Genomic DNA, 24,086 nt, shown 5'->3' with positions numbered 1-24,086 from the left:
TGTAGGGGCGAATTCATTCGCCAGGCAGACCGCAGGTCTGCCCTGTGGGCCATTGGGGGCTGCTGCGCAGCCCTTGGCGAATGAATTCGCCCCTACAGGAGAAGCATCCGGGTTACCTGGCTACGAAGTCGGGCCTCACCCCTCGAACGGCAGGGTCTCCACCACTTCCAGGTCGTAGCCGGTCAGGCCCGCGTATTTCAGCGGCGCGCCCAGGTGGCGCAGCTTGCCGACGCCCAGGTCCTGGAGGATCTGCGCGCCGGTGCCCACTTCGGAGTAGATGCGCGACTGCGAGCGGCTGAACTGCCGGCGCGGCTGGGTGAGTTGCGGCACGCGCTCCAGCAGGGCCTGGGAGGATTCGTTGTTGGCCAGCACCACCACCACGCCGTGGCCGGCTTCGGCCACCTTCTGCAGGGCGGCCCAGAGGGTCCAGTTCTTCGGCCCGGTGTATTCGGCGCCCACCAGGTCGCGTAGCGGGTCGATCACATGCACTCGCACCAGGGTCGGCTCGTCGCGGTGGATATCACCCATCACCATGGCCATGTGCACGCCGCCTTCGATGCGATCTTCATAGGTGACCAGGCGGAAGGTGCCGTGCACCGTAGGCAGGTCGCGCTCGCCGATGCGGGTGACGGTGTGTTCGGTGCTCAGGCGGTAGTGGATCAGGTCGGCGATGGTGCCGATCCTGATGCCGTGCTTCTCGGCGAAGGCTTCCAGGTCCGGCCGGCGGGCCATGCTGCCGTCGTCGTTCATCACTTCGACGATCACCGAGGCCGGGGTGAAACCGGCCATCCGCGCCAGGTCGCAGCCGGCTTCGGTGTGCCCGGCGCGGGTCAGCACGCCGCCTTCGCGGGCGCGCAGGGGGAAGATGTGGCCGGGCTGCACCAGGTCGTCGGCGCAGGCCTCCGGCGCCACGGCGGTGAGCACGGTGTGGCAGCGGTCGGCGGCGGAGATGCCGGTGGTGACGCCGCTGGCGGCTTCGATGGAAACGGTGAAGGCAGTGGCGAAGGCGCTGCCGTTGGCCGGCACCATCTGTTCCAGGCCGAGGCGCTGGCAGTGTTCGTCGGTCAGGGTCAGGCAGATCAGACCACGGGCTTCGCGGGCCATGAAGTTGATCGCCTCGGGGGTGCATTTCTCCGCGGCCAGCAGCAAGTCGCCTTCGTTCTCGCGGTCTTCGTCATCCACCAGGAGGACCATCTTGCCCTGGCGGTAGTCTTCGATGAGTTCTTCGATGCGATTGAACGGCATGGTGTGACACCTGGCTGGATAAAGGGGAAGGTATTCTGGTATACCATAATACCAATTTAGCCGAAACAGCAGAGGTCAGCATGAAGGCTTACTGGATCGCCCACGTCGATGTGACGGACCCGGAGCGTTACAGCGAATACACCCGTCGCGCACCGGCCGCCTTCGCCAAGTATGGCGGCAGGCTGCTGGCCCGGGGTGGCCGTTCGGAAGCCCTGGAGGGCAGGCCGACGCCCCAGCGCAGCGTGGTGATCGAGTTCGATTCCTACGACCAGGCGCTGGCCTGCTACCGCTCGGCGGAGTATCAGGAGGCCTGTGGATATCGCCAGGGGGTGGCAAAGGCGGAGGTGATCATTGTGGAGGGGGTGGAGCCCTGATCAGGGCGCTTTTCCTGTAGGGGCGAATTCATTCGCCAAGGGCGGCGCAGCTGCCCCTGATGATTGGCAGGGCAGACCTTCGGTCTGCATGGCGAATGAATTCGCCCCTACAAAAGTGGTTCGCGCGAGCGAGCAACGCCTCAGCGGATGAAATGAATCTTCCCGGTATCGTCATTGCCCATGTAGATGCCATACACCCCCGCCTCGCGCTCTTCGATATAGCGCTCGAGGATCTGCCGGATGGCGGGGTAGTAGATGGCGTCCCAGGGAATCTCCTCGGGGGCGAAGAAGCGGTAGTCGAGGGTTTCCGGGCCGTGCTGGCCGGTCACTTCCAGGGCGGTGGCGCGGAAGATGATGTAGACCTCGCTGATCTTCGGCACGCTGAAGATGGAGTAGGGGCAGACGATCTCGGCGCGCACGCCGCTCTCTTCCCAGACCTCGCGCAGGGCCGCTTCCTCGGTGGTTTCGCCCTGTTCCATGAAGCCGGCGGGCAGGGTCCAGGTGCCGGGGCGCGGCGGGATGGCGCGCTGGCAGAGGAGGTACTTGCCGTCCTGCTCGATGATGCAGCCGGCGATGATCTTCGGGTTTACGTAATGGATATAGCCGCAGGCCGCGCACACCAGCCGTTCATGGGTGTCCCCCGGCGGGCACTGGCGGCTCAGGCCGCCGCTGCCGCAACCGGGACAGAAGCGCGGGGCGGGCATGGCGTCAGCGTCCGATGCGCGGTTCTTTCAGGACGATGGGGGTGACGATTTCGCGCACCTTGCCCGGCTCGTCCTGCTTGGACTTGAGGTAGTCCAGAGCCACCTTGGCGGCGGCGCGCACGTGGTCCACCGAGGCCTGGTGGGCGGCCAGCGGGTCGCCGCTCTTGATGGCTTCGACGATGCGCTCCATTTCCTTGTTGCTGGCGCCGCGGCGGTTCTCCTGGGACACCGAGGTGGCGCGCAGGTAGCTGATGCGCGCCTGCAGCTGGCGCAGCTGGGTGGCGGCGATGTGGTTGCCGGAGCCTTCCAGCAGCACGTCGTAGAAGCCCTGCACGGACTCCAGCACCTGCTGCAGCTCGCCTTCCTCGAGGGCCTTGCGGTTCTCCTCGAGGGCGCGCTCCAGGGCGCGGATGTCCTTGGCCTTGGCGTTGAGGGTGAAGAGCTGGACGATCAGGCCTTCGAGCACGCAGCGCAGCTCGTAGATGTCGCAGGCGTCTTCCAGGGTGATGATGGCCACGCGCGGACCCTTGGCATCGGCGAACTCCACCAGGCCCTCGGACTCCAGGTGGCGCAGGGCCTCGCGTACCGAGGTGCGGCTGACGCCCAGGCGGTCGCATAGGTCGCGCTCCACCAGGCGGTCGCCGGGCAGCAGCTGGAAGTTCAGGATGGCGCCCCGCAGCTTGTCGAGGACGATCTCGCGCAGGGTGACGGGATTGCGGTTGACCTTGAAGCTGTCGTCGAGGGGCAAGCGTTTCATGTGGTCCGCTCTGGTAATGGCTGTCCGTAGGAAAAACGAAGGAGCACCACAGGGTGCTCCATCATCGGGTAGCGCCGGCGGTCAACCCTGGGCCTCGGCATCGGCCTCGGCGAAAGCCTCGCGGGCGATGCGGAAGCTGTCCACCGCCGCCGGCACACCGCAGTAGATGCCGACTTGCAGGAGGATCTCGCGGATCTGCTCACGGGACAGGCCGTTGCGCAGGGCGCCGCGGACATGCAGCTTCAGCTCATGGGGGCGGTTGAGCGCCGAAATCATGGCCAAGTTTATCATGCTGCGTTCCTTCAGCGATAAGCCGTCCCGGCCCCAGACGTGGCCCCAGCAGTACTCGGTGACCAGTTCCTGCAGCGGGCGGGTGAAGTCGTCGGCGTTCTGGATCGACTTGTTCACATAGGCCTCGCCCAGGACTTTGGTGCGAATCTCCAGGCCCTTGGCGTACTTGTCGTTGCTCATGGGTGGTTCCTCCGGCAACGTCGGTTGCAATAAAAAAAGGGCCGCTGCCGAGAGTGGTGGCGGGCGGCCCTGAAGGTGACTCAGGCGATCTCCGGCAGGGCGCCAAGCTTGCCCTTGTGGTAGACCATGGGCGTGACCTCGTCCTTGGGCAGGATCAGGTTCTTCACCGCCCCGACGATGATGGCGTGGTCACCGCCGTCGTACTCGCGCCACAGTTCGCATTCGATGATGGCGGTGGCCTTTGCGAGCAGCGGGTTGCCCAGTTCGCTCAAGTGCCACTCGATGCCCTTGGCCTTGTCCTTGCCCTTCTTGGCGAAGGCGTAGGCCTCGGCCTGCTGGTCGGCGCAGAGCAGGTGGATGGCGAACTGCTTGCTGTCGCGCAGCACCGGGTAGGTGTCCGAGGCGTAGTTGGGGCAGAACAGCACCAGCGGCGGCTCGATGGACAGGGCGCTGAAGGCGCTGGCGGTGATGCCGACGATTTCGCCCTCGGCGTCAAGGGTGGTGACCACGGTGACGCCGGAGGGGAAGGAGCCCATCACGTCTTTGTAAATGCCGGGTTCGATCATCGCGGGTCTCCTCTCAACGCATCACGAAGGGGTCGGGCATGGGCGCTTGCGAGAGGTTGATCCACACCGTCTTCAGTTCGGTGTAGGCCAGCACCGAGTCGATGCCGCTCTCGCGGCCGTAGCCGCTGTTGTGGAAGCCGCCGATGGGCGCCATGGCCGACACCGCACGGTAGGTGTTGACCCAGATGATCCCGGAGCGGATGTCACGGGCTAAGCGATGTGCGCGGCCGAGGTCGCGGGTCCAGATGCCGGCGGCGAGGCCGAATTGCGAGTCGTTGGCGATGGCCAGGGCCTCGGCCTCGTCCTTGAAACGGATGACCGAGGCCACCGGGCCGAAGACTTCTTCCTGCATGATCTTCATCGAGTTGCGGTCGCACTCGAACAGGGTCGGCTCGTAGTACCAGCCCTTGGCGTCGATCGCGGGGCGCTTGCCGCCCAGGCGCAGGCGCGCGCCTTCGGCCAGGGCGTCGGCCACCAGGCCTTCCACCACGGCGAGCTGCTGCGCGGTGGCCATGGGGCCCATCTCGCTGCTGTCGTCCTGCGGGTTGCCGATGCGGATGCGCTGGGCACGGGCCACCAGGCGCTCGACGAACTGGTCGTAGATCTCGTCCTGCACCAGCAGGCGCGAGCCGGCCACGCAGCTCTGCCCGGAGGCGGCGAAGATGCCGGCCACGGCGCCGTTGATGGCGCTGTCCAGGTCGGCGTCAGCGAAGATGATGTTGGGCGACTTGCCGCCCAGTTCCAGGGACAGCTTGGCGAAGTTCTCCGCGCTGCTGCGCACCACGTGGCGGGCGGTGGCGGCGCCGCCGGTGAAGGCGATCTTGCGCACCAGCGGATGGCGGGTCAGCGCCGCGCCGGTGCTCGGGCCGAAGCCGGTGACCACGTTGACCACGCCCGCCGGGAAGCCGGCTTCCAGGGCCAGGCGCGCCAGTTCGAGGATGGTCGCCGAGGCGTGCTCGGAGGGCTTGAGGACGATGGTGTTGCCGGCGGCGAGCGCCGGGGCCAGCTTGATCGCGGTCAGGTACAGCGGGCTGTTCCAGGGGATGATCCCGGCCACCACGCCCAGCGGCTCGTGCACCGTGTAGGCGAACATGTCCGCCTTGTCGATGGGCAGGGTGCCGCCTTCCAGCTTGTCCGCGAGGCCCGCGGTGTAGTGGAAGAATTCCGGCAGGTAGCCGACCTGACCACGGGTCTCGCGGATCAGCTTGCCGTTGTCGCGGCTTTCCAGCTGGGCCAGGTGTTCCTTGTTCTCGGCGATCAGGTCGCCCAGGCGGCGCAGCAGCTTGCCCCGAGCGGTGGCGGAAAGGCCGCGCCAGGCCGGGTTCTCGAAGGCCTTCTGGGCCGCCTGCACGGCACGCTCGACATCCGCCTCGTCGGCATCGGGGAGCGCTGCCCAGGGCTCGGCCAGGGCCGGGTTGAGGCTTTCGAAGGTCTTGCCGGACAGCGCATCGACCCACTGGCCGTCGATGCACATCTGGAAGCGTGCGAGCGTCATGCGACGATCCCCTTTGCTTGATTCTGGAAGGTCTCTGCCTGCTGGAGGAACTCCAGCAGCATCTGGTTCACCAGACGCGGCGACTCCACCGGCATCATGTGCCGTTGCTCGTCGAGCACCACCACCCGGGCACCCGGAATGCATGCGGCCAGTTGCCGGGCCATCTCGGGCGTCGAGCCCGGGTCCAGTTCGCCGGTGGCGACCAGGGTCGGCACCTTGATGCTGTCCAGGTCCTCGGCGCGGTACATGTCCTGGGTGGCGAACAGCTCATAGGTAGTCAGATAGCCCTGCGGGTCATTGCTGGCAAGGGTCTGGCGGATGGCGGCGATCTGCGCCGGATTGGCTGCCTGGTACTCGCGGCTGAACCAGCGCGACAGGGCCGCCTCGGCATTGGCGTCCGGGCCGTGTTCGGCGGCCTGGCGGGTGCGTTCGATCACCCCGGCGCGCTGCTCGGCGCTGCGGTTGAACACGCTGTTGAGGATCACCAGGCCTTCCAGTCGCTGCGGATGGTGCAGGGCGAAGGCCCGCGCCACCAGGCCACCCATGGAGAAGCCGATGACGGTGGCCCGCTCCAGCTTCAGGTGCTCCAGCAGTTCGCGCAGCTGCTCGGCATAGCCCACCAGGCCGGTGCCCGGCTCCGGGCGCGGGCTGGCGCCGTGGCCGAGCATGTCGTAGGCGATGACCTGGAAGTGCGGGGCCAGGCCGACAATCTGGCCGCCCCACATTTCCTTGTTCAGGCCGACGCCGTGGATCAGCACCACGGGGTGGCCTTGGCCGGTCGCCAGATAGCTGGTGCCGGCCGGTGTGCGTTCAGCGGTGAGCCGAATCATGGATCGCTCCTGCACAGGCGTTGGGGTCACTGGGCCTGCTCGGCGGCCAGCTCTTCCAGGTCGATGTAGCGGTTGCCGATGCGCGGGTGCAGGCGACCACCGTCGGCAGCGCCCAGCACGACGATGATTTCGTCGGCGCGAGGTGCGTCTTCGATCTGCATTTCCAGGGTGATGTAGTGGGAGCGCAGGCCCTCGTCGTCCTTGTGCATCATCGGGATCTGGATCGAGGTGCCCGGGCCGCCGCGCTTGTTGGTGAAGCTCAGGTAGCTCTTGGCGTTCACCGCCTGGCGGTAGTGGTTGCCGAAGCGCAGGGTGTGGATAACTGCGGAGGCGTGTTCGATCTCACCGTCGGCGCCGACCACGGCGGCCTTGCCATAGGCTTCGATCTTCGCGGCACCGCCGATGGCGGCGGTGAGGCGCTCGACCATCATGGCGCCGAGGTCGGAGCAGTTGGCCTTGATCTCGGGCTTGAGGTCTTCGACGAAGCCGCGGCCGAGCCACGGGTTCTTGATCACCACGGCCAGGCCCACCATGGTCACCGGCTTGTCGGTTGCCTTGCCGCCTTCGATGAAGGTCTCTTCCACGTAGCTGACGATCTTGCGGATTTCGAAGCTCATTGGGCTCTCCTGGTTGGGGAAGTCTCTTGTTGTCTGATGGTATACCATAATATTGAATATGCAAGAGCCAGGTGGCGGGGGAGGGTAGGGCTTGGCGACGGAAGGTCGTGGAGGGCCTGGGATGCAGCTGGCGGCGGGGTGCCAAGGATAAGAGAAAATATGGAATACCGTAATACGAGATTCCGTTGATGTGGGGGCTGTAGGTGCGAATTCATTCGCCAACCGAGCCGAAGGCCCGGCCCGTGTAACCGATGGGGGCGCTGCGCGCCCCTTGGCGAATGAATTCGCCCCTACAAAGGCTGTTCCACCCCGGCAGGTGTGTGCGGCTATTGGGCCAGCGACCGTTCAGCCGCGCTTGCGACCTTGCGCCGCATCGCCCAGTAGTAGGTCAGCGCCGGAACCAGCAATCCGACCACCCAGGCCAGGTCGACGCCATCCAGCGCGGTGGCGATGGGACCGACGTAGAGGGTGGTGTTCATGAAGGGGATCTCCAGCAGGATGGTCAGCAGGAAGCTGCCGCAGGCCACCAGGTTGACCCGGCCGTAGCGGCCGTTCAGGTCGAAGATGTCCGGCACGCAGTAGTCGCCTTTCCTCAGGCAGTAGTAGTCCACCAAGTTGATGGCGGTCCACGGGATGAGGAAGTAGCTCATGAAGAAGATGAAGTTCAGGAAATAGCTGATGAAGTCTTCCTGGCTGATGGTGCACAAGGCGGTGGCGATCACGCTGATGGCCAGCATGAACAGTCCGCGGACCAGGGGCGTTACGCGCAGGCGGGAGAAAGGCTCGATCACCGTGACCGTGGACATGAAGGCGCCATAGAGGTTGAACACGTTGATCGCCACCTGGCCGTAGAGAAGGAAGGCGAACAGCGGCAACGCTGCTGCGCCGAACAGCAGCGCCAGGTGGCTGCCGACGTTATCGGAGAAGCCGCCGATGGCGACGCTCAGCACGGCGCCGAGGATCATCATCCAGGCGCCACCCGCCACGGTGCCGGCGTAGCTGTACCAGAACACCTGCGACATCGGCGTTGAACTCGGCAGGTAGCGCGAGTAGTCGGCGACATAAGGCGCATAGGACAGCTGCCAGGTGACCGCGATGCTCACCGCCACCAGGAACTTCGACAGGGAGAAGCCGGCCGGCGACCACTGCCCCTCGGGGATCGGCAGGCCCAGGGCAAGGGCGGTGGCGACCAGGAATACCAGCACCGAAAGCAGCGACAACAGCTTCTGCAGCCGGTGGATCAGGCGGTAGCCATAGAGCGCCACCAGGAAGCACAGCGCGCTGATCAGGTAGATGTTGCCGTTGCCGCCCAGCGGGCTGACCGATTCGATGGCCTGGGCCGCCAGCAGCGTGTTGCTGACGAAGAAGCCCAGGTAGATGAGCATCACGAACAGCAGCGGCAGCACGGCGCCGACCACGCCGAACTGGGCGCGGCTCTGGATCATCTGCGGGATGCCCAGCTTCGGCCCCTGGGCCGAGTGCGAGGCCATGAAGAGGGCGCCGATCAGCGAGCCGACGACGATGGCCGCGGCGCTCCAGAACAGGTTCAGGCCGAGCATCACGGGCAGCACGCCAGAGGCGATGGTGGTGATGTTCATGTTGGCGCCGAACCAGATGTAGAACAGCGAACCCGGCTGGCCGTGACGTTCGCTTTCAGGGATGAAATCGATGCTGCGTTTCTCGACATTCATGGCGATCACTCCTGTTCACGGCGCGGCAGGCCGAGAGTGGCCTGCAGGCGGACGATGGTGGCGACGAACTGATCGGGGCGGTGGGCGAACTGGTCCGGCTCCGTCGGGCGGCAGGACTGATGCGGCTCGCCGTCCAGCCGCCGCAGGAACTGGTCGGTGGAGAAGAGTTCGATGGCGTAGACCCAGTTGGCCATGATCAGCAGCACGGCGTTGTGGGCCGCCTCGGTGGTGCTGGTGCAGGCGTCGGCGATGAGGTCGACGCCGTAGCCGAGGGCGAAGGCGTCCAGCACCGTGGCCAGGACGCAGGCGTCGGTGAGCACCCCGGTGACGATCAGCCGGCGTACACCCAGTTCCCGCAATTGCCGGTCCAGGTCCGTGCGGTGGAAGGCGCTGTAGCGCGGCTTGTCGATAACCCGGTCGCCGGGCTGTGGCGCCAGGGCGCCGCAGATCTCCACCTGGCGGGTGCCGGCGCGGTAGCTGAGCGGGCGTCCGGCGCTGTCCAGCGGCTCGCCCGGGGGCAGGTCGCTGCCGTCCGCCGCGTTGACGTGCCGGGTATAGATGACGGGGATGCCGGCACCGCGCATGGCGGCAAGCAGCGAGGCGTTATTGGCGATGACCGGGTGCAGGTCGTGCAGGGGGAAGGCGTCCTCCTGCTGCAGGTCGATGACGAGGAAGGCTCTGTCAGTGTTCATGAGCAACTCTTGTTGTTCGGCCATGAGTTCGCGCCGACGTTTCCTGCCGGCCAGGCGCACGAAGGCGCCTCGCCAGGGCGTCGAAACGTCGGACGCGGGCGAATTTCAGCGGAGAGAGTTGGTCAGCGGACTATCTGCCAGAAGCCGTTCTGCTTGGCCGTGACGGAGGAGCGCAAGCGCTTGAGGAAGAGGTGGGCGGGGCTCCACTTGCCGCGCAGATAGGCCGTGGCGGCCCCGGGCAGTGGATTGCGGGGGCAGAAGGTGATGCCAGTCTCGTACATGGCGTTCGACCACCTGTGGGTTGGTGAAGGGCGGCCGGATCGCCCGATCCGGCCGTCTGCAGCATATATCAGCGGAACGCCGGCACCACGTGCTTGATGAACAGCTCCAGCGACTTCTTCTTCTCGGCGTGGGACAGGCTGTTGTCGGCCCAGAAGCTGAACTCGTCCACGCCCAGCTCCTGGTAATGGCGGATGCGCGCGATGATTTCTTCCGGGGTGCCGATCATGGTGTTCTTGCGGATGTTCTCCAGCTCGAACTCCGGGCGGTCCTTGAACTTCTCTTCCGGGCTCGGCTGGAGGATGCCGTTGACCGGGGTTTCCTTGTTGCCGAACCAGGCATCGAAGGTGCGGTAGAAGCGCGAGATGGCGGCAGCGCCGACCTTCCAGCCTTGCGGATCGTCCACGCTGTGCACATGGGTGTGGCGCAGCACCATGAGTTGCGGGCGCGGCACATCCGGGTTGTTGGCCAGGGCGCCCTCGAACTTGTTCTTCAGGTCCACCACTTCCTCGTCACCCTTCATCAGCGGGGTGACCATCACGTTGCAGCCATTGGCCACGGCGAAGTTGTGGGAGTCCGGGTCGCGAGCGGCGATCCAGATCGGCGGAGTGGGTTTCTGGATCGGGCGCGGCGAGGAGGTGGAGGTGGGGAACTTCCAGATTTCGCCGTCATGGGCGACATCGCCCTGCCACAGGGCTTTCACCACCGGGACCATTTCGCGCAGGGCCTGGCCGCCACTGGTGGCGGGCATGCCGCCGGCCATGCGATCGAATTCGTACTGGTAGGCGCCGCGCGCCAGGCCCACTTCCATGCGGCCGTTGCTGATCACGTCCAGCAGCGCGCACTCGCCGGCCACGCGGATGGGGTGCCAGAAGGGCGCGATGATGGTGCCGGCGCCCAGGCGGATGGTGGTGGTGCGGGCGGCGAGGTAGGAGAGCAGCGGCATGGGGCTCGGCGAGATGGTGTATTCCATCGCGTGGTGTTCGCCGATCCACACGGTGCTGAAACCACCGGCTTCCGCCATCAGGGTCAGCTCGGTCAGGTCTTCGAACAGCTGACGATGGCTGATCTGCTCGTCATAGCGCTCCATGTGCACGAACAAAGAGAATTTCATGTCGCTTACCTCGAACCATTTTCTGTTCGGCCATGGATCGGCCGGCTGCTGTGGGGGACCCCGCCGGTGTCCTCGGAAGGGCGGGGCGGCTTGATGGATATTGGTATACCATAATATGGAATATCCGCAAGTTCCTTCTATCAGCCTCCTGACTTCCGGTGACACCTTTGGGGAAACCCTGGCCTCGTGCGTTAAGCCCGTATGTGCTTCACGGTAGGGTGCGCTGCGCGCACCGATTCCAGAGGTAGGTCCGGCGCCATGCCCAGACGCTGGTGCGCACGGCGCACCCTACAAGGGCGTCTGAGCTATTCAGCCCACCAGCGGAGAACAGCGTGGGCTGAAGCCCACCCTACGGGCCATCAGCCCCCATAAAAAAAAAGCCCCCAATAAAGGGGGCGGGAATCAAAGCACACGAGGATTGAATCAGGCGAAGGCCTGCAGGGCCCCCATCTTGCCGCGGCAGTAGACCATCGGTACCACGGCCTGCTCGGGCACGATCAGGTTCTTCACGGCACCCACCAGGATGGCGTGGTCGCCGCCTTCGTATTCGCGCCACAGCTCGCATTCGATGATGGCGGTGGCATTGGCCAGGATCGGGTTGCCCAGTTCGCTCAGGGTCCAGTCGATGCCCTGGGCCTTGTCCTTGCCTTTCTTGGCGAAGGCGTAGGCCTCGCCCTGCTGGTCGGCGGAGAGCAGGTGGATGGCGAAGCGCTTGCTGCTGATCAGCACCGGATAGGAGTCGGAACTGTAGTTGGGGCAGAACAGCACCAGGGCCGGGTCCATGGACAGGGAGCTGAAGGCGCTGGCGGTCAGCCCGACGATCTGGCCGTCATCGTCCAGGGTAGTGATGACGGTGACGCCGGAGGGGAAGGAGCCCATGACTTGTTTGTAGGCATTGGTGTCGATCATTTCGGGTACCTATCGGGAGCAAGTGGCTGCGACCGGCAGCGCATCTGTGTCTGATGGTATACCGTAATACTTGCAATGCAAGCGGTATTTTTCCACCGCTCAGCGCTTGCCGACAAACGTCGATTGAGTCGCTGCAGGCCAGTAAATACGGGCTTCAAGCGAAAAATGGTTGAACGTTTCAGCAGGCGGAAAGACCCGTTTCAGTACAGATCGGCCCTGAAAAAAGCCTTGTCTGAGTCTTGGAATACCATAATATGGTGTTCGCGTATCGGGCTGTCGAAGCTGCAAGCGCAGCCCCCGAAAGCCAGACCCTCGAGGCTTTTCTACAAAGACAAGAAGCAAGGCAAGACGATGTCCGAGAAATCCCAGCAGACGCTGATCGAGAACCATACCGTCGACTACGTGCCGCCTGCCGAGCGTCATGGCAAGGCGCGCGACCTGTTCACCCTCTGGTTCAGCACCAATATCGCGCCACTGCCGATAGTCACGGGTGCCATGGTGGTCCAGGTGTTCCACCTTGACCTGCTCTGGGGGCTGCTGGCCATTGTGCTGGGGCACATGATCGGCGGTGTGTTCATCGCCCTCGCCTCGGCCCAGGGACCGCAGATGGGCATTCCGCAGATGGTCCAGAGCCGGGGCCAGTTCGGCCGCTACGGCGCGCTGCTGATCGTGTTGTTCGCCGCGGTCATCTATGTCGGCTTCTTCATTTCCAACATCGTCCTGGCAGGCGAGTCGATCCACGGCATCGCACCGGCCGTGCCGCTGCCGGCAGCCATCATCATCGGTGCCATCAGCGCCACCGCCATCGGCGTGATCGGCTACCGCTTCATCCATACCCTCAACCGCATCGGTACCTGGGTGATGGGCGGCGCGTTGCTGGTCGGCTTCGTCGCCATCTTCTGCAGCGAGCTGCCGGCGGACTTCTTCAGCCGTGGCGGCTACAACCTGGCGGGCTTCGTGGCCACCATTTGCCTGGGGATCATCTGGCAGCTGAGCTTCTCGCCCTACGTGTCGGACTACTCGCGCTACCTGCCGGCCAGCATCGGCATCGCCAGGCCGTTCTGGGCCACCTATTTCGGCGCCAGCCTGGGCACCATCCTGTCCTTCAGCTTCGGCGCGGTGGCCGTGCTGGCAACCCCGGAAGGCACCGAGGCCATGGCGGCGGTGAAACAGGCAACCGGCGTGCTCGGCCCGGTCCTGATGCTGCTGTTCCTGCTCAACATCATCAGCCACAACGCCCTCAACCTGTACGGTGCGGTGCTGTCCATCGTCACCTCGATCCAGACCTTCGCCGGCAACTGGACGCCGAGCATCCGCGTACGGGTGATCCTCTCCGCCGTGGTGCTGGCTGGCAGCTGCGTGATGGCGCTGGGTGCGTCGGCCAATTTCATTTCCCATTTCATCGGCCTGATCCTTGCGCTGCTGCTGGTCCTGGTGCCCTGGGCCACGATCAACCTGGTGGACTTCTACCTGATCAAGCGCGGTCGCTACGACATCGCCTCGATCTTCAAGGCCGACGGCGGCATCTACGGGCGCTTCAACCCCCATGCGATCACGGCCTACTTCATCGGCATCCTGGTGCAGCTGCCCTTCGCCAATACCGCGCTCTATGTCGGCCCCTACGCCAACTACATCGAGGGCGTGGACCTCTCCTGGCTGGTCGGGCTGCTGGTGACCTGCCCGCTGTACTACTGCCTGGCCACGCGCAGCGGGAAGGAAGCCGAGGCCGAGCTGAGCCTGGCCGAATAAGCGCCCAGCCCCGCCTGCGCACGACGCCCCGACCTGCCCTGGCAGTCGGGGCGTCGTGCCTTTGCCGTAGCGGCGCCGACCGGAGGCGTTTCGCCGCAGCTGCAAGCCGCCAGAGCTCAGCTAGCTTGTATGGAACGGATTCCCATACAACGGAGCGGGTCATGGCAAAGGGCAAGAAGAAGGCAGCCGCCAACGAGTCGGCGGGAGAGGGCAACATCGGTCGCAAGGAGTACGAGGAAGAACTCGAGCGCCTGCATGGGGAACTGGTGAAGCTGCAGCAGTGGGTGGTGGCCCAGGGGCTCAAGGTCTGCATCGTGTTCGAGGGACGTGATGGCGCCGGCAAGGGCGGGACCATCAAGGCCATTACCGAACGGGTCAGCCCGCGGGTGTTCCGCGTCGTGGCGCTGCCGGCTCCCACCGAGCGGGAAAAGACCCAGATGTACGGCCAGCGCTACCTGGCCCATATGCCGGCGGCCGGCGAAGTGGTGATCTTCGACCGCAGCTGGTACAACCGCGCGGGCGTTGAGCGGGTCATGGGCTTCTGCACCGAGGAGCAGGCGCACAAGTTCCTCGCCGTGACCCCCTTGTTCGAGAAGATGATGGTCGAGTCCGGAATCATCCTCATCAAGTACTGGCTGGAAGTGAGCGCCGAGGAGCAGACCCGCCGCCTCAAGGATCGCATCGACGATGGGCGCAAGGTCTGGAAACTCTCGCCCATGGACCTCAAGTCCTATACCCGCTGGGACGATTACACCCGCGCCCGCGACGAAATGTTCGCCGCTACCGACTCGTCCTGGGCGCCCTGGTACATGGCTCTCTCGGAAGACAAGCGGCGGGTGCGGCTGAATATCATCAGCCACCTGCTCAAGCAGATTCCGTACAAGGACCTGACCCGCGACAGCAAGGTGGAGTTGCCCAAGCGCGGCAAGCTCGGCAAGTACAAGGCGGCTCCCTATCCGTTCAGGATGGTCGAAGAGATATTCTGATCCCGCCGCCACCGGCGGCGAAGGCGGTGCTCCATGAGATCCGCGCATTCCCTGCAGCTTGTGGTGCTGGTGCTGCTTCTGCTGGTACGGAGTGTGTGGGCGGAGGATCTGCCCAGCGTCGAGTTGAGTGCGGCGGAGGAGGCCGAGGTCGATGCCATGGTGCTGCCCGTCCCGCGGATCTGGACAGGCGACTTCAAGGGAATGCGCGAACGCCGCCTGGTGCGCATCCTGGTGCCTTACAGCAAGACGTTCTATGCCGTCGATCGAGGGCGACAGCTGGGCATCAGCTACGAGATCGGCAGGGCCTTCGTGGACTGGCTCGACAAGAAGTACCCGCTCAAGAGCAAGTCCCTGCGCTGGCGGGTGCTGTTCATTCCGGTTGCCCGGAATGAACTTCTTCCCAAGCTGGTGGCCGGTGTGGGCGACGTCAGCGCCGGAGGTTTGGCGATCACCGGAACGCGTCTGGAAGCCGTGGATTTCAGCGAGCCCTTCGCCAAGGGCATTCGCGAAGCCCTGGTAACCGGCCCCGGCAGCCAGCCGCTGACGAAAATCGAGGACCTCTCCGGAATGGAGATCACGGTGCGGCCCTCCAGCAGCTATTACGAGCACCTGCTGGCGCTCAACGAAGACTTCGAGAAGCGCGGCTTGGCACCGGTGAAGATCAAGCCCGCCGATGAGAATCTGGAGTCCGAAGACCTGCTGGAAATGGTCAATGCCGGGTTGATCGGCGCTACCGTGATCGACCGTTACATCGCCGAGATCTGGCAATCGATGCTGACACAGCTGGTGATCCACGATGCGTTCTATCTGAGGGACGATACCGAGATCGCCTGGGCCGTGCGCAAGGGCAGCCCGCAGTTGCTCAAGGTCCTGTCCGAATTCGCCAAGGGACACAAGCTGGGCACGGCGTTCGGCAACGCCCTGCGCAATAAGTATGTGAAGAACAGCAAGGCGCTCTATGCCGCCACCAGCGAAGAGGAGTTCAAGCGTTTCACTGAACTGGTGACCTTCTTCGAGAAGCACGCGGGCACCTACGACTTCGACTACCTGATGCTGATGGCCCAGGGGTACCAGGAATCCCAGCTCAACCAGGGCGCCCGCAGCCAGCGCGGCGCCGTAGGTGTGATGCAGTTGTTGCCCAGTACCGCTGCCGACCCGAGTGTCGGCATTCAGGACGTCGACAAGAGCGCCGATCGAAACATCGAGGCCGGCACCAAGTACCTGCGCCTGCTGGTGTCCAAGTACCTCGACGATCCGGCGCTGACGCCCCAGAATCGAACCCTGATGGCGTTCGCCGCCTACAACGCGGGGCCGGGCAACCTGCGCAAGTTCCGGCGGCTGGCGGAGAAGTCCGGGCTGGACAAGAACGTCTGGTTCGGCAATGTCGAACACTCCGCCGCGCGCATCGTCGGGCGCGAGACGGTGGATTACGTCGGCAACATCTACAAGTACTACGTGGCCTACAAGCTGGCGCGGGAAAAGCAGCAGCTGAAGGCCGGGAACGGCTGACTCAGATCACCACCGCCGTGCCACTGATGCTCACCATCAGCATGCTGCCGTTCTGGCCGACCACCTCGTAGTCGATATCGATGCCGACCACCGCGTTGGCACCGACCTTCTCGGCGTGCTCGGAGAGTTCCTCGAAGGCGATTTCCCGCGCACGGGCCAGTTCCTTCTCGTAGGCGCCGGAACGGCCGCCGATGATGTCGCGGATGCCGGCGAACAGGTCGCGGAACACGTTGGCGCCGAGAATGGCTTCGCCGACCACTATGCCTTTGTATTCACGAATGGCACGGCCTTCGAGGGTGGGGGTGGTGGAGAGGATCATGCTGCGCTCCTTGGCTGGACTGAGGTGCATTCATTGTAGGGGCGAATTCATTCGCCAAGGGCTGCGAAGCGGCCCTCGTTCATGTTCGTCAGGGCAGGCCGGCGGCCTGCTTGGCGAATGAATTCGCCCCTACAGCGCAAGAAAGCGGGCACCCCGCTCGGGATGCCCGCCTTCGTTTCCTGCGCCACTCAGACCAGCGTCAGGGTCACGTCGATATTGCCGCGGGTGGCATTGGAGTAGGGGCACACGATGTGGGCCTTGTCGACGATGGCGCGGGCTTCCTCGCGGTCCAGCCCGGGGATGTCGATGCGCAATTCCACCTCGATGCCGAAACCGGTGGGGATGGCGCCGATGCCGACGATACCTTCGATGGAGGTATCGGCCGGCAGCTTGTGCTTGTCGCGGGCGGCGACGAACTTCAGGGCACCGAGGAAGCAGGCCGAGTAACCGGCGGCGAAGAGTTGCTCGGGGTTGGTGCCTTCGCCGCCGGCGCCGCCCAGTTCACGAGGGGTGGCCAGGCTGACGTCGAGTACGCCATCGGAGGAGATGGCGCGGCCGTCACGGCCGCCGGTGGCTTCTGCATAGGCGCGGTAGAGAACGTTTTCGATGCTCATGATGGATTCCTTCAGTTGGGTAGGGATTGCGTGGTGTGTGAGTGTTCAGGGTCTTCCGGATCAGCCGTCGTGGTTGATCAGCCATTCCGGGTACAGCGCGCCGCTGCGGCGGTTCTCCTGCTTTCCGGTGTCGGCGAAGCTGGTGGAGGACAAGGCAAGGACGGCGGTGAGGGTGAGCAGGGCTTTCATGGCGAGTCTCCGGGAGTTGGTTTGTTCGCTAATCTTTTGTTCGCCAAGTAAGCTGGTGAGGCAGAAATTACTGCTGAGTTATTTTGCGCGCAAGTTATTTCTTAGAGCATTTTGCGCTAGCGCCTATCTGCTGCGGTCATAAGCCTCTGGAATGCGCCATGGAAGGGGTAGGTGTCGATACCGGCCCGGCGTTATTCTCCAGGTCAGCCAGCGCTGGCGGTGGTCTATATGGATGGAAGCGGGCCTTGAGGGTGGTGTTGTTGTAATAACAAAATATTTTGCTTTTTATGGTTAATTTTTACACTGAGTGGCAATATTGTGGTTTCTATAAAAACAAATTTACCCGCTACCTGGAGTCGAGCTCATGCATCCCCGCATCCTTGAAGTAACCGAGCGCCTGGTGGCGCGCAGCCGCGCCACCCGCGCGCGCTACCTGGCGATGATCCAGCAGGCGGCCAGCGAAGGGCCGCAGCGCGGCAAGCTGCAGTGCGCCAACTTCGCCCACGGCGTGGCCGGCTGCGGTGGTCACGACAAGCAACGCCTGCGCCTGATGGATGCGGCCAACGTCGCCATCGTCACCGCCTACAACGACATGCTTTCGGCCCACCAGCCCTACGAGGACTACCCGGAGAAGCTCCGCCAGGCCCTGCGCGACATAGGTTCCGTGGGGCAGGTGGCCGGCGGCGTGCCGGCCATGTGCGACGGCGTCACCCAGGGCGAGCCGGGCATGGAACTGGGCATCGCCAGCCGCGAGGTGATCGCGCTGTCCACCGCCGTGGCGCTGTCCCACAACATGTTCGATGCGGCGCTGTTCCTCGGCATCTGCGACAAGATCGTCCCCGGCCTGCTGATGGGCGCGCTGCGCTTCGGCCACCTGCCGTCGATCTTCGTGCCCGCCGGGCCGATGCCCTCGGGCCTGTCCAACAAGGACAAGGCCGAGGTGCGCCAGCGCTACGCCGAGGGCAAGGCCAGCCGCGACGAGCTGCTGGCCTCGGAGATGGCCGCCTACCACAGCCCCGGCACCTGCACCTTCTATGGCACCGCCAACACCAACCAGATGCTCATGGAGATGATGGGCCTGCACCTGCCGGGCGCCTCCTTCGTCAACCCCAACACCCCGCTGCGCGAGGCGCTGACCGTGGAAACGGCGCGCCAGGTGACGCGCCTGACCCGGCAGGGCGGGCAGTTCCTGCCGCTGGCCGAGATCGTCGACGAGCGCGTGCTGATCAATGCGGTGGTGGCCCTGCACGCCACCGGCGGCTCCACTAACCACACCCTGCACCTGCCGGCCATTGCCCAGGCCGCCGGCATCCAGCTGACCTGGCAGGACATGGCCGACCTCTCCGAGGTGGTGCCGACCCTGGCCCACGTCTATCCCAACGGCAAGGCCGACATCAACCACTTCCACGCCGCCGGCGGCGTGGCCTTCCTGGTGCGCGAGCTGCTCGACGCCGGGCTGCTCCATGAAGACGTCAACACCGTCGCGGGTCGTGGCCTGCGCCGCTACACCCGGGAGCCGTTCCTCGCCGACGGCCAACTGGTCTGGCGCGACGGCGCCGGCCAGAGCCTCGACGAAAGCATCCTGCGCCCGGTGGCGCGGCCCTTCTCGCCGGAGGGCGGCCTGCGGGTGATGGCGGGCAACCTCGGCCGCGGGGTGATGAAGGTCTCCGCCGTGGCGCCGGAACACCAGGTGGTGGAAGCGCCGGCGCGGGTGTTCCACGACCAGCAGGCGTTCGCCGCCGCCTTCCAGGCCGGCGAGCTGGAGCGCGACCTGGTGGCGGTGCTGCGCTTCCAGGGCCCGCGCAGCAACGGCATGCCCGAGCTGCACAAGCTGACCCCCTACCTCGGGGTGCTGCAGGACCGTGGCTTCAAGGTCGCCTTGGTCACCGACGGCCGCATGTCCGGCGCCTCGGGCAAGATCCCGGCGGCCATCCACCTGTGTCCGGAAGCCGTCGACGGCGGCCCGCTGGCGCGCCTGCGCGATGGCGACCGGGTGCGCGTGGACGGCACCACCGGCACCCTGGAAGTGCTGGTGGACGCCGCCGAATTCGCCGCCCGCGAGCCGGCCCGCTGGGACCTGGAGCCCAACGTCGGCACCGGCCGCGAGCTGTTCGCCTTCATGCGCGAGGCCTTCAGCAGCGCCGAGCAGGGCGCCAGTGCCTTCACCCGCAACCTGGAGAGCCTCAAGTGAAGCTGGCGCTGGTCGGAGACATCGGCGGTACCAATGCGCGTTTCGCCCTCTGGCGCGACGAGAAACTGGAGTCGGTGCGAGTGCTGGCCACCGCCGATTTCGCCGGGCCGGAACAGGCCATCAGCCATTACCTCGCCGGCCTCGGCCTGGCGACGGGCAGCCTGGGGGCTGTCTGCCTGGCGGTGGCCGGGCCCGTGGGTGGGGAGCATTTCCGCTTCACCAACAACCACTGGCGCCTCAGTCGCTCGGCCTTCTGCCGCACCTTGCAGGTGGACGAGCTGCTGCTGGTCAACGACTTCACCGCCATGGCCCTGGGAATGACCCGCCTCAAGGGCCACGAGCGCGTGCAGATCTGTCCCGGCGTCGCCGAGGCGGACAGCCCTGCGGTGGTGATCGGTCCGGGCACCGGTCTCGGTGTCGGTACCCTGCTGCCCCTGGGCGAAGGCCGCTGGAAGGCCTTGCCGGGGGAGGGCGGGCATGTCGACCTGCCGATCGGCAGCCTGCGCGAGGCGGCGATCTGGCAACAGCTGCACGGCCAGCTCGGCCATGTCAGCGCCGAGAACGTGCTCAGCGGCAACGGCCTGCTGAATCTCTACTGCGCCGTTTGCGCGGTGGGTGGCCATGCACCGCGCCTGGTCTCACCGGCCGAGGTGAGTGCCGCAGCCCTGGTCGGCGACCCGCTGGCCGAGGAGGTGCTGGAGCTGTTCTGCAGCTGGCTCGGCCGGGTGGCCGGCAACAACGTGCTGACCCTTGGCGGCCGTGGCGGGGTATACATAGTCGGCGGCGTGGTGCCGCGTTTCGCGGCGTTCTTCCAGAACAGCGGCTTCGCCCGCGCCTTCGCCAGCAAGGGCTGCATGAGCGGTTACTTCGAGGGCATCCCGGTGTGGCTGGTAACCGCCGAATACCCCGGTCTGGAAGGGGCGGGCGTGGCGCTCCAGCAGTTGCATTGACACGGGCGGCGCCCGATTCGTTGGGCCTCGCGGGCTCGGCGCCAACCTACGAGGCTGCATGTAGGTTGGTGCCGAGGAACGAGGCCCAACATTTGATCGACCCGATAACAACAAAGGACGGCCGAAGTGAGCCAATCCGGAAAATCCATTCTCCTGGTGGATGACGACCAGGAAATTCGCGAACTGCTGGAAACCTACCTGAGCCGCGCCGGCTTCCAGGTGCGCAGCGTCGCCGATGGCGAGGGTTTCCGTCGCGCCATGGGCGAGGAAGCGGCGGACCTGGTGATCCTCGACGTGATGCTGCCCGACGAGGACGGCTTCAGCCTGTGCCGCTGGGTGCGCGCCCACCAGCGCGTTGCCCAGGTGCCGATCATCATGCTTACCGCCAGCTCCGACGAAGCCGATCGGGTGATCGGTCTGGAGCTGGGTGCCGACGACTACCTGGGCAAGCCCTTCAGCCCCCGCGAGCTGCTGGCGCGGATCAAGGCCCTGCTGCGCCGTGTCGGCTTCGGCCAGGAGCGCTCGGTGGTGGAGGTGCTGGCCTTCGACGACTGGCGCCTGGACATGATCAGCCACCGCCTGTTCCACCAGGATGGCGAGGAGGTGATCCTCTCCGGCGCCGACTTCGCCCTGCTCAAGCTGTTCCTCGACCATCCGCAGCAGATCCTCGACCGCGACACCATCGCCAACGCCACCCGTGGCCGCGAGGTGATGCCGCTGGAGCGCATCGTCGACATGGCGGTGAGCCGCCTGCGCCAGCGTCTGCGCGACACCGAGAAGCCCCCTCGGCTGATCCGCACGGTGCGCGGTGCCGGCTACCTGCTGGCGGCGCAGGTGACGCCGCACCATCATGCTTAGGCTGGTACCGCGTTCGCTGCTCGGACGCATGCTGTTTCTCACCCTGCTGGTGGTGCTGGTGGCCCAGGCGCTGTCCAGCGTCATCTGGCTCTCGCAACTGCGCACCAGCCAGATGGACGGCCTGCTGACCAGTGCCCGCAGCCTGGCCCAGTCCATGGCCGCCAGCGTCAGCTACATCCGCTCGCTGCCGCTGGGTTACCGGCCCATGGTCCTGGACCAATTGCGCTCCATGGGCGGCACCCGCTTCTTCGTCTCGCTCAATGACAAGCCGCTGGACATGCAGGTGCTGCCGGAAACGCCGCGCAAGCGCGCGGTGTTGGACGAGGTGGAGGTGGTGCTGCGCGAGCGCCTGGGCAAGCAGGTGGACCTGTCGCTGCACTTCGTCGCGCCGGACGACCTGCGTATCTTCAACAGCGGCCTCAAGCTCGACGAACTGCCGCGTTCCTGGGCCCACTATGCCCTGACTCTGGAGCCGGTGAATCCGCCGGTGCTGGTGACACAGATCCAGATCGGCCCCAGCGAATGGCTGTACCTCGCGTCCCTGCTGCCCGAGCCCTACGCCAGCCTGGAAGACCAGGGTCTGCCGACCCAGCAGCTGTGGTTCATCCTGCTCACCAGCAGCTTCCTGCTGCTGTTCATCGGCCTGCTGGTGCACTGGCAGAGCCGGCCGCTGAAACGCCTGGCCAGGGCCGCACGGGAGATGTCCCTGGGCGCCGAAGTGGAGCCCCTGCCCGAGGCCGGCGGCAGCGAAGTGGCTGATGTGAGCCGCGCCTTCAACAGCATGCGCGAGCGCATCAGTCGCTACCTCAGCGAACGCAGCCAGTTGTTCAGCGCCATTTCCCATGACCTGCGCACTCCCATCACCCGCCTGCGCCTGCGGGTGGAGCTGCTGGGGGATGAAGCCGTGCAGGCCAAGTTCAGCCGCGACCTGGACGACCTGGAGCTGCTGGTGAAAGGCGCCCTGCAGTGCGTGAAGGACACCGACATCCACGAGAACATTGAGCAGGTGGATCTCAACCACCTGCTGCATGGCCTGGTGGAACCCTACCTGGGCAGCGGCCGGGTGACCCTGGAAGGCGAGGCACATGCCAGCTACCCCGGCAAGCCACTGGCCCTGCGCCGCTGCATCGGCAACCTGGTGGACAACGCGCTGAAATACGGCGAACGCGCCCACCTGCAGATCGAGGACAGCAGTGATGCCTTTGTCCTCCACGTCGACGACGAAGGCCCCGGCGTACCCGAGCAGAAGCTGGAGCAGGTGTTCGAACCGCACGTCCGACTGGCCGGGCACCAGCAGGGCTATGGGTTGGGCCTGGGCATCGCGCGCAACCTGGCGCATAGCCATGGAGGCGAGCTGAGTTTGCAGAACCTGCGCGACGGTGGGTTGCGGGTGACGCTGTGGTTGCCGAGGCAGGCGGGGTGATGCGCTGTGCTGCGCTTTGCGTAGGTTGGCGCTGAGCGAAGCGAAGCCCAACGAGGAGTGCAAGGCGCTCCCAGGGGGCCGGTTCTGCGAACCGGATGTTGGGCTTCGCAGGCTCAGCACCAACCTACGGCCGTGTGTCTCCCACCATTTGTAACCACCCCGTGACCATCCACTATCCCTTTGTTACCCGCGGCCTTGAGGGGCGTGATTAGACTGCAGGCAAGCGCAAGCACCGACTTGCACAGCCATAAAAACAAAAAGGTGTCCCATCCATGAATGCCATTTCCCGCCTGGCCGCTGTCGTTTCCCTCGCCGCGCTGTTCCCGCTGTCCGCCCTCGCCGGCGAAGTGGAAGTCCTGCACTGGTGGACTTCCGGTGGCGAGAAGCGCGCCGCCGATACCCTGCAGAAACTCGTCGTCGACAAAGGCCACAGCTGGAAGGACTTCGCCGTCGCCGGTGGTGGTGGCGAGGCCGCCATGACCGTGCTGAAGACCCGCGCCGTGTCCGGCAACCCGCCGTCCGCCGCGCAGATCAAGGGACCGGATATCCAGGAGTGGGGCGAACTGGGCCTGCTGGCCGAACTGGATGAAGTCTCCACCGAAGGCAAATGGGATTCGCTGCTGCCCAAACAGGTGGCGGACATCATGAAGTACGACGGCCATTACGTGGCCGTGCCGGTCAACGTGCACCGGGTCAACTGGCTGTGGATAAACCCCGAAGTGTTCCAGAAGGCGGGCGCCACGCCGCCCACCACCCTGGATGAGTTCTTCGTCGCCGCCGACAAACTCAAGGCGGCTGGATTCATCCCGCTCGCCCACGGCGGCCAGCCCTGGCAGGACGGCACCGTGTTCGAGGACCTGGTCCTCGGCATCCTCGGGCCCCAGGGCTATCACAAGGCGTTCGTCCTGCAGGACAAGGCCACCCTCACCAGCGACAAGATGGTCGAGGTCTTCGTCGCCCTGAAGAAGCTGCGCGGCTACGTCGATCCCGACGCCGCCGGCCGCGACTGGAACAGCGCCAGCGGCCTGGTCATCAACGGCAAGGCCGGCATGCAGATCATGGGCGACTGGGCCAAGAGCGAGTGGAGCGCCGCCGGCAAGGTGGCAGGCAAGGACTACCAGTGCCTGCCATTCCCCGGCACCCAGGGCAGCTTCGCCTACAATATCGATTCGCTGGCCATGTTCAAGCTGAACGACGAGGCCAACATCAAGGCGCAGAACGACCTCGCGCGCACCGTGCTCGAGCCGCAGTTCCAGCAGTTCTTCAATCAGAACAAGGGCTCCATCCCGGTCCGCCTGGACCAGGACATGTCGAGCTTCGACGCCTGCGCGCAGCAGTCCATGAAGGACTTCAAGGAAGCCGCCACCGGCGACGGCCTGCAGCCCAGCCTGGCCCACGGCATGGCCGCCTCCAGCTACGTGCAGGGCGCGGTGTTCGACGTGGTGACCAACTTCTTCAACGACCCCGCCGCCGACCCGAAGAAGGCCGTGCAGCAACTGGCTGCCGCGATCCAGGCGGTGCAGTGAGCGGTCGGGCCGCGTAGCGGCCCCTGAT

Annotated in this window: 25 protein-coding genes; 9 read left to right on the top strand and 16 right to left on the bottom strand. The window is 65.3% G+C overall.

Annotated elements, in window-relative coordinates; translation table 11 throughout:
* Positions 1-135 precede the first annotated feature (135 nt).
* On the bottom strand, positions 136-1,245 hold the full coding sequence (gene ribBA, locus ACFW0H_RS23015; protein ID WP_422916164.1) for a bifunctional 3,4-dihydroxy-2-butanone-4-phosphate synthase/GTP cyclohydrolase II: 1,110 nt from the start codon (positions 1,243-1,245) through the stop codon (positions 136-138).
* Positions 1,246-1,325: 80 nt separating this feature from the next.
* On the opposite strand from ribBA, the gene ACFW0H_RS23010 reads away from it, so the two are divergent.
* Positions 1,326-1,619: a DUF1330 domain-containing protein gene (locus tag ACFW0H_RS23010; RefSeq protein ID WP_422916163.1), complete on the top strand. Its 294-nt coding sequence runs from the start codon at positions 1,326-1,328 to the stop codon at positions 1,617-1,619.
* 140 nt (positions 1,620-1,759) lie between these two features.
* Here ACFW0H_RS23010 and ACFW0H_RS23005 read toward each other — a convergent pair whose 3' ends face one another.
* The 12 genes from ACFW0H_RS23005 to ACFW0H_RS22950 all read right to left on the bottom strand — a co-directional run bounded on the left by ACFW0H_RS23005 (position 1,760) and on the right by ACFW0H_RS22950 (position 11,744).
* Positions 1,760-2,323 (bottom strand): NUDIX hydrolase, encoded by a 564-nt coding sequence (locus ACFW0H_RS23005; protein WP_422916162.1) that lies wholly within the window; start codon positions 2,321-2,323, stop codon positions 1,760-1,762.
* Between the two features lie 4 nt (positions 2,324-2,327).
* Entirely contained in the window at positions 2,328-3,080 is a 753-nt protein-coding gene (locus ACFW0H_RS23000) for a GntR family transcriptional regulator (RefSeq protein WP_422916161.1), read from the bottom strand.
* Between the two features lie 81 nt (positions 3,081-3,161).
* Positions 3,162-3,551, bottom strand: coding sequence for a carboxymuconolactone decarboxylase family protein (locus ACFW0H_RS22995; protein WP_016491349.1), 390 nt, complete (start codon positions 3,549-3,551; stop codon positions 3,162-3,164).
* An 80-nt stretch (positions 3,552-3,631) separates the two neighbouring features.
* Positions 3,632-4,117 (bottom strand): flavin reductase family protein, encoded by a 486-nt coding sequence (locus ACFW0H_RS22990; protein ID WP_422916160.1) that lies wholly within the window; start codon positions 4,115-4,117, stop codon positions 3,632-3,634.
* A gap of 13 nt (positions 4,118-4,130) precedes the next feature.
* Complete coding sequence (locus ACFW0H_RS22985; protein WP_422916159.1) at positions 4,131-5,612, bottom strand: aldehyde dehydrogenase; 1,482 nt, start codon at positions 5,610-5,612, stop codon at positions 4,131-4,133.
* A complete protein-coding gene (locus ACFW0H_RS22980) occupies positions 5,609-6,442 on the bottom strand; it encodes an alpha/beta fold hydrolase (protein WP_422916158.1) in 834 nt (277 codons plus the stop codon). The genes ACFW0H_RS22985 and ACFW0H_RS22980 overlap by 4 nt, the downstream gene beginning before the upstream one ends.
* A gap of 26 nt (positions 6,443-6,468) precedes the next feature.
* The gene (locus ACFW0H_RS22975; RefSeq protein WP_069082639.1) at positions 6,469-7,059 is read right to left on the bottom strand and encodes an amino acid synthesis family protein; all 591 of its coding nucleotides are present in this window, start codon (positions 7,057-7,059) and stop codon (positions 6,469-6,471) included.
* Between the two features lie 326 nt (positions 7,060-7,385).
* A complete protein-coding gene (locus ACFW0H_RS22970; protein WP_422916157.1) occupies positions 7,386-8,750 on the bottom strand; it encodes a purine-cytosine permease family protein in 1,365 nt (454 codons plus the stop codon).
* Positions 8,751-8,755: 5 nt separating this feature from the next.
* Positions 8,756-9,442, bottom strand: a complete 687-nt coding sequence (locus tag ACFW0H_RS22965) for a cysteine hydrolase family protein (protein WP_422916156.1) — start codon at positions 9,440-9,442, stop codon at positions 8,756-8,758.
* A gap of 122 nt (positions 9,443-9,564) precedes the next feature.
* Positions 9,565-9,723 (bottom strand): hypothetical protein, encoded by a 159-nt coding sequence (locus tag ACFW0H_RS22960; RefSeq protein ID WP_422916155.1) that lies wholly within the window; start codon positions 9,721-9,723, stop codon positions 9,565-9,567.
* A gap of 68 nt (positions 9,724-9,791) precedes the next feature.
* Positions 9,792-10,835, bottom strand: a complete 1,044-nt coding sequence (locus tag ACFW0H_RS22955) for an LLM class flavin-dependent oxidoreductase (RefSeq protein WP_422916154.1) — start codon at positions 10,833-10,835, stop codon at positions 9,792-9,794.
* A gap of 423 nt (positions 10,836-11,258) precedes the next feature.
* The gene (locus ACFW0H_RS22950) at positions 11,259-11,744 is read right to left on the bottom strand and encodes a flavin reductase family protein (RefSeq protein WP_422916153.1); all 486 of its coding nucleotides are present in this window, start codon (positions 11,742-11,744) and stop codon (positions 11,259-11,261) included.
* Between the two features lie 351 nt (positions 11,745-12,095).
* Here ACFW0H_RS22950 and ACFW0H_RS22945 point away from each other — a divergent pair, with 351 nt between their 5' ends.
* The 3 genes from ACFW0H_RS22945 to ACFW0H_RS22935 all read left to right on the top strand — a co-directional run bounded on the left by ACFW0H_RS22945 (position 12,096) and on the right by ACFW0H_RS22935 (position 15,988).
* On the top strand, positions 12,096-13,493 hold the full coding sequence (locus ACFW0H_RS22945; protein ID WP_422916152.1) for a purine-cytosine permease family protein: 1,398 nt from the start codon (positions 12,096-12,098) through the stop codon (positions 13,491-13,493).
* A gap of 161 nt (positions 13,494-13,654) precedes the next feature.
* Positions 13,655-14,479, top strand: coding sequence for a polyphosphate kinase 2 (gene ppk2 / locus ACFW0H_RS22940; RefSeq protein WP_422916151.1), 825 nt, complete (start codon positions 13,655-13,657; stop codon positions 14,477-14,479).
* A 33-nt stretch (positions 14,480-14,512) separates the two neighbouring features.
* A complete protein-coding gene (locus ACFW0H_RS22935) occupies positions 14,513-15,988 on the top strand; it encodes an MltF family protein (protein ID WP_422916150.1) in 1,476 nt (491 codons plus the stop codon).
* Position 15,989: 1 nt separating this feature from the next.
* On the opposite strand, the gene ACFW0H_RS22930 is transcribed toward ACFW0H_RS22935, so the two are convergent.
* The 3 genes from ACFW0H_RS22930 to ACFW0H_RS22920 form a co-directional block, all read right to left on the bottom strand.
* Positions 15,990-16,307 (bottom strand): heavy metal-binding domain-containing protein, encoded by a 318-nt coding sequence (locus ACFW0H_RS22930; RefSeq protein ID WP_422916149.1) that lies wholly within the window; start codon positions 16,305-16,307, stop codon positions 15,990-15,992.
* A gap of 188 nt (positions 16,308-16,495) precedes the next feature.
* Positions 16,496-16,921 carry an organic hydroperoxide resistance protein gene (locus ACFW0H_RS22925; protein WP_422916148.1) on the bottom strand — a complete coding sequence of 142 codons (426 nt, stop codon included), beginning with the start codon at positions 16,919-16,921 and terminating at the stop codon, positions 16,496-16,498.
* Between the two features lie 60 nt (positions 16,922-16,981).
* On the bottom strand, positions 16,982-17,110 hold the full coding sequence (locus tag ACFW0H_RS22920) for a hypothetical protein (RefSeq protein WP_422916147.1): 129 nt from the start codon (positions 17,108-17,110) through the stop codon (positions 16,982-16,984).
* 364 nt (positions 17,111-17,474) lie between these two features.
* Between ACFW0H_RS22920 and edd the strand changes: the two genes are divergently transcribed.
* The 5 genes from edd to ACFW0H_RS22895 all read left to right on the top strand — a co-directional run bounded on the left by edd (position 17,475) and on the right by ACFW0H_RS22895 (position 24,058).
* Entirely contained in the window at positions 17,475-19,301 is a 1,827-nt protein-coding gene (gene edd, locus ACFW0H_RS22915; protein ID WP_422916146.1) for a phosphogluconate dehydratase, read from the top strand.
* Complete coding sequence (locus tag ACFW0H_RS22910; protein WP_422916145.1) at positions 19,298-20,251, top strand: glucokinase; 954 nt, start codon at positions 19,298-19,300, stop codon at positions 20,249-20,251. Before edd ends, ACFW0H_RS22910 begins: the two co-directional genes overlap by 4 nt.
* A gap of 126 nt (positions 20,252-20,377) precedes the next feature.
* Positions 20,378-21,109: a response regulator gene (locus ACFW0H_RS22905; RefSeq protein WP_422916144.1), complete on the top strand. Its 732-nt coding sequence runs from the start codon at positions 20,378-20,380 to the stop codon at positions 21,107-21,109.
* A complete protein-coding gene (locus ACFW0H_RS22900; protein ID WP_422916143.1) occupies positions 21,102-22,532 on the top strand; it encodes an ATP-binding protein in 1,431 nt (476 codons plus the stop codon). Before ACFW0H_RS22905 ends, ACFW0H_RS22900 begins: the two co-directional genes overlap by 8 nt.
* A gap of 272 nt (positions 22,533-22,804) precedes the next feature.
* Positions 22,805-24,058: an ABC transporter substrate-binding protein gene (locus tag ACFW0H_RS22895; RefSeq protein ID WP_422916142.1), complete on the top strand. Its 1,254-nt coding sequence runs from the start codon at positions 22,805-22,807 to the stop codon at positions 24,056-24,058.
* Positions 24,059-24,086 lie beyond the last annotated feature (28 nt).

The sequence above is a fragment of the Metapseudomonas cellulosilytica genome, assembly GCF_049334135.1.
In the GTDB taxonomy this organism is placed as follows: Bacteria; Pseudomonadota; Gammaproteobacteria; order Pseudomonadales; family Pseudomonadaceae; genus Metapseudomonas.
Note: the sequence above shows the minus strand (reverse complement) of the source record. Positions and strands in the feature narration are given on the sequence as shown.